Raw genomic sequence first — 9433 nt, 5'->3', positions numbered from 1 at the left:
ATTAATGGAAAATTTACAAAAAATGATAGAATCATTGAACTTAAACAGCCAAATTTCTTTAAATGAAATTCCTGACATTGATCTTTATATGGATCAAGTGATTCAGCTGTTTGAAAATAAATTTAGCAGCACGAAGCGTAATGAGGATGAAAAGATCCTGACAAAAACAATGATCAATAATTATGCTAAAGGAAAGCTGTTATTCCCGATCAAAAATAAAAAGTATTCAAAAGAGCATCTCATTTTAATTAGTTTTATTTATCAATTAAAAGGGGCTCTCTCGATTAATGACATAAAAGAAACATTGTCTGGGCTCAATGAAAGAGTTATGATGCAAAACTTGAATATAGATTGTTTCTATGAAAGCTTTCTTCACTTAACTGAAAAAAACATCCATGCATTTAAAGAAGAAATTGAACAAAAAGGAAAGAATGTAAATGAAGAGATAAGTGAATTGAAAGAAACTGAAGCTACGAAGCTAGAGAAAACGCTCATGATTGCCTCATTAGCCCATATGAGCAATCTGTATCGGCGTGCAGCAGAAAAGGTTGTCGATGAACTTGTAGCAGAGAGGAAATTGGATAAAATTTAAAATTAATGAGGCATTATTTGAGTTCTCTGATTAACTGTCCAAAACCTATGCAAATACTAAGGCTTGCTGGACAGGTTTCATCGTTTTGCCCCAAACCTGTCCAAATAACCGGGTTTACTGGACAGGTTTCATCGTTTTCCCTAAACCTGTCCAAATAGCCGGGTTTACCAGACAGGTTTCATCATTTTACCTATAATCTGGATAACTAAGGATACTATACAAAAGTTTACCACTAACAGTGTCCGTCATTCCGTTTAATATACAACACTTTACGTAAGTTCACGATAAAAATACCCGTCATCTCAAAGATGACGGATATTTAACTGCTACTCCACCCCATTCATAATCTCAGAGACAATTTCAAAGGATCGCAGTCTGTCTTGGTGATTATAGATTTGGGCGGTGACCATGATTTCGTTTACCTTTGTGTCTTGAATGAAGCTTTGCAGCTGAGCTTTCACTTTGTCTGGACTGCCAATAATGGAGGAACCGAGCTGCTTTTGAAGCAGGGCTTTCTCATATTCGCTCAAATGCTCATCTATATTGTCGACTGGAGGCTGGAGCTGTCCAGGCGTATTGCGAATAAGATTAAGGAATTGCAACTGAAGGGATGTTGCAAGCCGTTTCGCTTTTTCATCCGTATCTGCCGTAATGATATTCACTCCAACCTTTGCATAAGGTTCATCAAGAACATTTGAAGGGCGGAAGCTGCGGTAATATAAATCAAGAGCAGGCAACGTATTCTCAGGTGAAAAATGACTAGCAAAAGAAAATGGGAGTCCAAGCTGACCCGCAAGCTGAGCGCTGAAACCGCTCGAACCTAGAAGCCAAATGGGAATATCCAATCCCTCGCCTGGTACAGCTCGAACATGCATAGGTGCCGAAGCTCTAGATGGGTCGAAATATGTGCGAAGCTCCTCCAGTTGTTCGGGAAATTCCGATCCATCCATGCGGATGCTTCTTCTTAAAGCTCTGGCGGTTAGTTGATCTGTTCCTGGAGCACGGCCAAGTCCTAAATCAATTCTGCCTGGGAATAGGGATTCCAACGTCCCGAACTGTTCTGCAATCACGAGTGGAGAGTGATTAGGCAGCATAATGCCGCCGGATCCAACCCGAATGGATGTTGTACCTGCGGCAACATGCCCGATGACAACCGAAGTTGCTGAACTGGCTATCCCTTGCATATTATGATGCTCTGCAAGCCAGTATCGATGATAGCCCCATTTTTCGGCATGCTGTGCAAGATCTAATGTATTTCGAAGCGCTTCTGATGCGGTACCGCCAACAATGATAGGGGATAGATCTAAAACAGAATAGCGAATTTCGTTTAGTGATTTCTTATCAGTCTGAACTGCCATATGATTCAACTTCCTTCATTCAATCTTCTATAAAAGCTTTTACCTATGATTGCTATATTATCAATGTTTATGAAATCAGGATAATGAAATGCTTATAAAGAAAACTCGCCGATTGGCAAGCCTTGAACAGGCGAAGACAGAGGCGTATTGCACTTATACTTAATTCCTAAAATTGGAACTACGTGGAATCAACTTCTGCGCTGACAATTTATACTTTCTTAAGTGTAAAAAAAACGGACTAAGGCTAGTCCGCTTTTAGAAAAATACGATATAAATAACTAAGGCCAATACTATTCGGTAAATGGCGAATGGCACAAGTTTGATTTTATTAATCAGTTTTAAAAAGAAACGAATAGATAAAAGGGCGAACACAAAGGCGCTAATAAATCCGGCGATGAAAAATGGCAAGGCATCGATCGTAAAATATTGCCAGTTTTTCAATAATGAGATAAAGCTAGCACCGGCCATAATTGGTACAGCCATAATAAAAGTGAAGTCAGCTGCTGCACGGTGGCTTAATCCGAGCAATACACCGCCAGAAATCGTTGAACCCGAGCGTGAAAACCCAGGCCAAAGTGAAAAGCATTGTATCAATCCAATGGAAAACGCCTGTTTATAAGTAATTTGATCAACCGTGTCCACTTTTGGCCGTTTCCCACCAAAAATATCTGCAAGGATCATAAAGACAGCTCCAATAACTAAGCCAATTAATACTGTTTCAGTCGAAAACAAGTATTCATCGATATAATCCTCAAATAGAACTCCGAGTATACCGGCTGGAATAAGGCCGACAATAACTTGTGTCAGCTTCAAACGGGTTTCTGGAACCGCTGCACCCTTATTCCGTCTTCCAAGTCCTAGCATGTCAATAAATCTATCTTTAAAGATGATGACAACTGCGAGTATGGATCCTAACTGTATGACTACCTTAAATGTATTTGCTGTAGAATCTGATAAAAAATCCTTCGTATGAAGCCACATATCATCCACGATGATCATATGCCCGGTAGACGAGACTGGGGCAAATTCTGTTAAACCTTCAACTAATCCAAGTATGATTGCTTTTAATATCATCATAAAATCAACTATCATTTTTCCTGAAATTCTCCTTTTTATAAGTAGGGATATAAAGATTATTTAATTGCTATTATCGCCCTCATTATAATAGACGATTATGATAGCAAAAACCTTACACTTATAGATTAAAAGATTAAAAAAACGGGCAATATTTATTCGCTGTTAAAGTATAGCACAATTAAAAGCAAGATTTCCATGAAATTAGAGGACGGCGGAATGAAGGCGATTTCAAGATTCCTATCTTATGCGTATTTGACTGCAAGTAATTATGTAAAGTTCTCATGAACAGACTTCACAAACTTTTCACAGACTCATGATCTTTTGTGAGTAATATCACCTATTCACAGGAATGGAATCAGTATGATTAAGATGTAAAGGAAAAGGATAATAAAGGAGGAATTAACATGAATAAAGGTATGAAATATCTTCTAACATCCGCAATAGGACTAAGTTTACTAACCGCATGTAACCAGCAATCTTTACAAGAAAAACCACAGCCAGAACAAAAGGTATTAGCAGCCGAGAAAAGTAATAATGAAGTCATAGCCCCACATAAAGATTTGAATCAAGAACCGGTACCGTTGAAAATTGAAAGAGTGGGTCCTACAGAAGTAAACGTAGAAATGACATCACAGATCACAGACATTGAAATTGACAAAGGGTATATGTACAAAGCTTGGACATTTAACGGGGAAGCCCCTGGGCCAGTTGTAGTAGTAAATGAAGGGGATACAATTAACTTTACATTAAAGAATATGGATCCGGCCATTCCGCATAGCATGGATTTTCACGCTGTTCATGCAGCACCATCTAAAGATTTTTCAAATGTAAAGCCTAATGAATCAGGTACTTTCAGTTATCCAGCAAATAAGCCAGGTGTATTTATGTACCACTGTGGAACAGCACCGGTACTTTCACATATTGCAAACGGAATGCATGGTACGATCATTGTTAAGCCGAAAAATGGCTATCCAACCGATGAAGGGATTAATAAAGAATTCGTTATGATTCAAAACGAATGGTATAAATATAACGATTTAGATGATTTCACTAATGGTGTACCAAGTCAAGTTGTATTCTCAACTAAGGCTCTTCATGAAGGTGACCTAAATACAAATGGCGATACGTTCACACTTAAAGAACAACCTCTATTAGCAAAAGTAGGAGACAGAGTAAGAATCTATATTAACAATGTAGGACCAAATGAAGTAAGCTCATTCCATGTTGTTGGTACAATATTCGATGATGTATATATTGACGGTAACCCATATAACCATTACAAAGGATTACAAACTGTTATGCTGCCAGCCAGCGGTGGTGCTGTAGTTGAATTTACCGTAACAAGAGTCGGAAGCTATCCAATTGTCACACACCAATTCAACCATGCTCAAAAAGGAGCCGTCGCCATTCTTAAAGTCACCGAAACAGGTGAAGACGACGGTAAGGCTACAATGAGCCATTAATAGATAAATAAATCACACAACTAAAATTATACTAGAAAAAAATTATAAAGTGAACCTTAAATTTCAAATAGAGGGCAGATATTCCTATAAATATTACGGACAGTTATGAAACATGCGACGTAGGAACACTGCCCTTCAAGCTGTATAATCGTAACAGTGAATGGGGAGGTGTATCCCAAATGAATAAAAAAGTTCTCCTATTTATTGTATTTTCTTGGTTCATTTTTGCGGGTAAAGTACACGGGTCTGAGCTGACTGTATCTAATACAAAGGAGCTACAGGGGGCTCTATTAAATCGTACTTCTTCTGTTATAAATCTCAAATCGGGTGAATATTCCGGATCATTTACTATTTCCCATCCCGTTCATTTAATCGGTGAAAAAGGAACAAAGATCATCGGTCCATATGAAGGGAACGTTATTACAATTGAGGCTGATGACGTATCTATTGAAGGATTACAGATAGAAGGGAGCGGTTCTCAAAATTCTGGGATTTATATTAAAGGCAATCGTTCTCATATTCATCATAATTTAATAAAAAATGTATTTCATGGGATTTATGCTCATGAAAGCTACGGCCATCGTTTTGAACATAATACGATTACTAGCTTTGACGAGAAGTCCAAATATAAAGGCTATGGGATTTATTTAGTGAAGGCACCAAATACTTCTGCCAATAGCAATCTCATATATGATACACAGGATGGAATTTATGTATCCTATTCTGAATTCTGTGAGGTAAAAGGAAATCAAATGATCCAGACACGGTATGGTGTTCATACAATGGATTCCAGAAATGTCCTTATTTCGCAAAATCAAGTTCGTGAAAGTATTAACGGACTGATGATTATGCAGAGCTATGAAGTTTTTATTCTAGAAAATATCTTTTATTTAAATACAAAAATCGATGGTGCAGGGATGTTTATCTTTGACACATTCGATTCAAAGATCGCTTCCAATGTAGTTATGAGCAACTATAAAGGAATTCTAATGGAAAATGCGAAACGAAATCGGATTGAGTTTAATACTTTTCTAGAAAACGATACAGGATTGGAATTAAGAAAGAATTCTGAAGAGAATTCTGTTTATTTAAACAATTTTTATCAAAATACAAAACAAATTATTTCTGATAATCAGAACAGAAATATTTTTAACAAGGACCAATATGGAAATTATTACGATGATCATCAATCCTTAAGCTTAAATAAAGATAAAATTGTTGATTTCGCCTATAAAAGCGGTGACGTTTTTTACAATATGACAAGTAAAGAGCCTTATTTACAAATATTCCATCGCAGTCCAGCGGTGGAGCTATGGAATATGATTGAAAAGTTCACCCCGATTCCTTCTGATACGTTTGTGATTGATGAATATCCGCTAATGAGGCCAGCACCCATTCATTGGGAGAAGAGTCAAAGTGAGCTGTCATATAAGGAGAAAATAGAAATGAATTTTTCTCAGGTCCTCTCTTTTTTACTCATTATATCGGTAAGTTCCTATATCTTATTTAAGTTTGGGAGGGAGAAACATGAAGTGTAGATGGTGGGTTCTTTTATTGGCTGTCATGATATCCTCAACTGCTTGTTCTAATAAAACAGCAGCTCCAGTTGAAATAAAGGCGAATGAAGAAGATTGTGATGCTTGTCACATGGGCATAGAAGACTTACACTCTGCCGCACAGATCATTTTAGAAGATGGAGAACCAAAGTTATTCGATGATATTGGCTGTATGGTCGTATATATGCAAGAGCATCAGCCCAAATATGAAGCAGCCTTCATCCATGATTTCGATTCAAAGGAATGGATATCCTTCGATAATAGTACTTTCGTACAAAATCAAAATATTCATAGTCCTATGAATTATGGAATTGCAGCATATGAGACAGAGCAACAAGCATCTGACATGCAAAAAGAACAAGGTGGGGAGATTTATTCTTCAAAGGAGCTATTAGAAAAAGATTTGAAGGGAACAAAGCACGGGCATTAATCAAGAAGTTTATGGGGAAAATCCATAGATTGGAGGGAAAATGATGGAACTGGGTATTTTGTATTCAATGGTAAAGCATGAGCTGCGCCTGCTCCTTAGAAGTAAGTGGTTATTGAATTTTATGATTCTCTTTATTTTTCTATCTGGACTGCTCTATTTCTATGGGTTGAACTCCGTTAAACTCGATCCTGTCAAAGTAACTTACGGATTAGAAGGGGTTAATAGCAATATTGAAACAATGGGCGTGAATCCTGAATATTACGGCTTAAAGGAGATCACACAGCAGCCAGAAAATACGGCAAATATAAATCAAACAGCGTATAATCGTTCTATCGCACTGCTGATAAATTTATCCCTATGGCTCTTGCCGATTATTTGTTTAATTCTAGGAGCAAACTCCATTATTGGAGACAAAGAGAGCGGCAGACTGGGATTATATAAAACGTATCAAGTTTCTTATTGGAAGTATATGCTCAGCAAGTTTTTATCATTAGTAATCTCTATGTTTGTCGTCATGGGTGTATCTTATGGATTATTCGGTCTTATTTTTTCTATCATCGGGAAATCTTTTCAAGCTTCGATCTTTCAAGTATTCCTAAGTGTGAACATGCTGCTCATTATTGTGTTTTCTGCCGCAGCCTTATTCGTTGGGGCGATTAGCAAAACCAGAATGCAAGGTTTGTCATATGCATTGTTCTTCTGGTGTCTGACAGTTTTCATTTATGAGTTTGTCATCATGACGGTTATCAATTGGATTCCATATGCCTTTAAACTCAAAAGCTTATTTTTCTTCATCTTACTTAACCCAATAGAATCCATTCGAGTATGGTCCATTTCAAAGCTTAATGCAGAATACGTATTTGGTCCAGAGTTTTTAATGATTGAAAAATGGGGTGAGAGTGGCACCCTTTCCATTTCATTAATGATCTCAATTGTGCTCCTAATGTGGATTGCAATGGCCATATCCACTAAAATGTTGAAGAAAAGGGGAGTCTAGCATGATCCTTGAATTAAGAAATCTCTCCAAAGAATATAAACATAAAACGGCTCTATATCCAGTAGAAGCAGGAATTAATCTAGGAGAATGTGTCGTGCTATGCGGAGGAAACGGTGCAGGAAAGAGTACGATGATCAAAATGATTACAGGGATTGATCAAGCTTCTTCTGGAACGGTGGTCTTTCATTCAAAAAAGAAAAAGCCATTTGCCTATATGCCAGATCAAATGAATTTCCCTCCAGATTTGACCCCCATTGAGATCTTACATTATTATGGGAAATTCCTGAAAGTGGATAAGGAAATAATCAAACAAGTTTTGCAAGACGTGGGCTTATGGGAGGAGCGCAATCAAAAGGTTGGCGGCTTCTCTAAAGGTATGTCGCAACGCCTTAACCTTGCTCAATGTTTGCTGGCAGATACGGATATATATATATTAGATGAACCTACGAATGGCTTGGATCCCTACTGGGTCATTCAATTTAAAAGAATTTTACAAAAGCTGAAAAATGAACATAAAACCGTGATTGTCAGCAGCCATATCATGCGAGATGCCATTGAAATTGCCGACAAAGTCATGATTTTATTTAATGGAAAGGTACGGTCGTTTGGTACTCTGGAGGAAATTTATCGTGAGCATGCCAGTGAATCGCTGGAGGAAGTATTCTTGACCATTCATGAAAATGAAAATAAGGAAGTTGCTAAATGCTAGAATCTCGATTACAAACAGCTGGAAACCTTAAAGATCTCCAGCTGTTTGCTATTTTCTAAAGAAATTTTCTGTATAGTACGGTTGGGACTTTGAATTAAACGCTACACCCACACCTAAATATTGATATTCCGGTCTAAGGATATTCTCCCGGTGGCCAAGAGAATTCATCAGACCTTCATGGGCAAAAATACTGCTAAACTGCCCCATCGCCAAATTCTCGCCAGCTACTGTAAAGGATACCCGGTCCTCACTCATTCTATCAAAAGGGGATTGACCGTCTAAATTTGTATGGGAGAAGTAATTTTTATCAGCCATATCAAGGCTATGATTCCGTGCTGTTTCTTTTACTTGATCATCCCATTTTAACACGGATTTTCCATGTTTTACACGGTCTGCGTTCGTTAAATCGAATAATTGATATTCGAAGCCTTCCTTCAACTGCTCTGATCCATCTGCATAAAAATGATTTTTAGCCTGTTCTAAATCTTCATCAATCATTTGAATGGCCGTCACCGTATTTTTGGCATGTTTATCGTAAAAAACGGTTACATAGCTCTGATCAATAGAAAATACATCATAATCTCGTTCTTTATCATATTGGTAAAAAACTAAGCCTTTTCGAATTTGATTTAAAGGCTTTCCAAGTTGTTGAAGAACAGCTGCTTTCGTACTGCCTAGCTTTATACCTTTTGCAGAGGAAATTAAGTCTTGATTTGTGTATAGACCCGCTACTTTTTCGTTCGTATCGTATGTGACCATGAAAAAGTTGTGATAATTTTCATGATAGGTATACCATTTAAATCCATATTCATTATAAGTGGATCTGTTTGGCGGTCCCGCTAGCTTTTCAATATTCTCCTTACTTTCCCCTAGAACAATATTATGAATCGAAAAGGTTTGGCTGGAAGGAATGGATAATTTCGGTTTATCTATTGGGATTAAGTCTTTATTCGGAAGAAGCTCCACCTTTTCATCCATTTTCCCAGCTAACTGATTGATGGTGGAAAAAATCGTCTCAATCGCTACAGAAACTTGTGGATTTTCTGAAATGGCATGAACCTCATCTTTAAACCGATCCAATAAAGGGTAAAAATCTGTTTTTTTCAAATGTTTTTCAATGAAGGGCCATGATATAAATATGATAAAAAGTAATAATAAAGTTCGAAAAAATTTCCTCAATGTTTCACCATCCGTCTGCTCTCAATTTTACAGGTGAATCTCATGCTATCACAATTATTACCCATTAATTAT

9 protein-coding genes are annotated in these 9433 nt (G+C 37.3%); 6 read left to right on the top strand and 3 right to left on the bottom strand.

Annotation, left to right across the window (positions count from 1 at the left end):
• On the top strand, positions 1 to 592 hold a 592-nt coding region (locus V7122_RS04380; protein ID WP_335525898.1), incomplete at its 5' end, for a DUF1836 domain-containing protein.
• 326 nt (positions 593 to 918) lie between these two features.
• Here the strand turns inward: V7122_RS04380 and V7122_RS04375 are convergent.
• Together V7122_RS04375 and V7122_RS04370 are read right to left on the bottom strand one after the other, a co-directional pair.
• Complete coding sequence (locus V7122_RS04375; protein WP_335525897.1) at positions 919 to 1950, bottom strand: LLM class flavin-dependent oxidoreductase; 1032 nt, start codon at positions 1948 to 1950, stop codon at positions 919 to 921.
• Positions 1951 to 2205: 255 nt separating this feature from the next.
• A complete protein-coding gene (locus V7122_RS04370; RefSeq protein ID WP_335525896.1) occupies positions 2206 to 3042 on the bottom strand; it encodes an undecaprenyl-diphosphate phosphatase in 837 nt (278 codons plus the stop codon).
• A gap of 389 nt (positions 3043 to 3431) precedes the next feature.
• On the opposite strand from V7122_RS04370, the gene V7122_RS04365 reads away from it, so the two are divergent.
• The 5 genes from V7122_RS04365 (at position 3432) to V7122_RS04345 (ending at position 8182) form a co-directional block, all read left to right on the top strand.
• A complete protein-coding gene (locus V7122_RS04365; protein ID WP_335525895.1) occupies positions 3432 to 4490 on the top strand; it encodes a multicopper oxidase domain-containing protein in 1059 nt (352 codons plus the stop codon).
• 179 nt (positions 4491 to 4669) lie between these two features.
• The gene (locus V7122_RS04360) at positions 4670 to 6028 is read left to right on the top strand and encodes a NosD domain-containing protein (protein ID WP_335525894.1); all 1359 of its coding nucleotides are present in this window, start codon (positions 4670 to 4672) and stop codon (positions 6026 to 6028) included.
• Positions 6018 to 6476: a nitrous oxide reductase accessory protein NosL gene (locus V7122_RS04355; RefSeq protein ID WP_335525893.1), complete on the top strand. Its 459-nt coding sequence runs from the start codon at positions 6018 to 6020 to the stop codon at positions 6474 to 6476. The genes V7122_RS04360 and V7122_RS04355 overlap by 11 nt, the downstream gene beginning before the upstream one ends.
• A 43-nt stretch (positions 6477 to 6519) precedes the next feature.
• Entirely contained in the window at positions 6520 to 7473 is a 954-nt protein-coding gene (locus tag V7122_RS04350) for an ABC transporter permease (protein ID WP_335525892.1), read from the top strand.
• A 1-nt stretch (position 7474) separates the two neighbouring features.
• Positions 7475 to 8182, top strand: coding sequence for an ABC transporter ATP-binding protein (locus V7122_RS04345; protein WP_335525891.1), 708 nt, complete (start codon positions 7475 to 7477; stop codon positions 8180 to 8182).
• 48 nt (positions 8183 to 8230) lie between these two features.
• Here the strand turns inward: V7122_RS04345 and V7122_RS04340 are convergent, their stop codons facing one another.
• On the bottom strand, positions 8231 to 9361 hold the full coding sequence (locus V7122_RS04340) for a CAP domain-containing protein (protein ID WP_335525890.1): 1131 nt from the start codon (positions 9359 to 9361) through the stop codon (positions 8231 to 8233).
• Positions 9362 to 9433 lie beyond the last annotated feature (72 nt).

This window comes from Bacillus sp. JJ1532 (assembly GCF_036965085.1).
In the GTDB taxonomy this organism is placed as follows: Bacteria; Bacillota; Bacilli; order Bacillales; family Cytobacillaceae; genus Cytobacillus.
The sequence above is the reverse complement of the archived record's forward strand: the minus strand, read 5'-3'. Positions and strand labels throughout refer to the sequence as shown.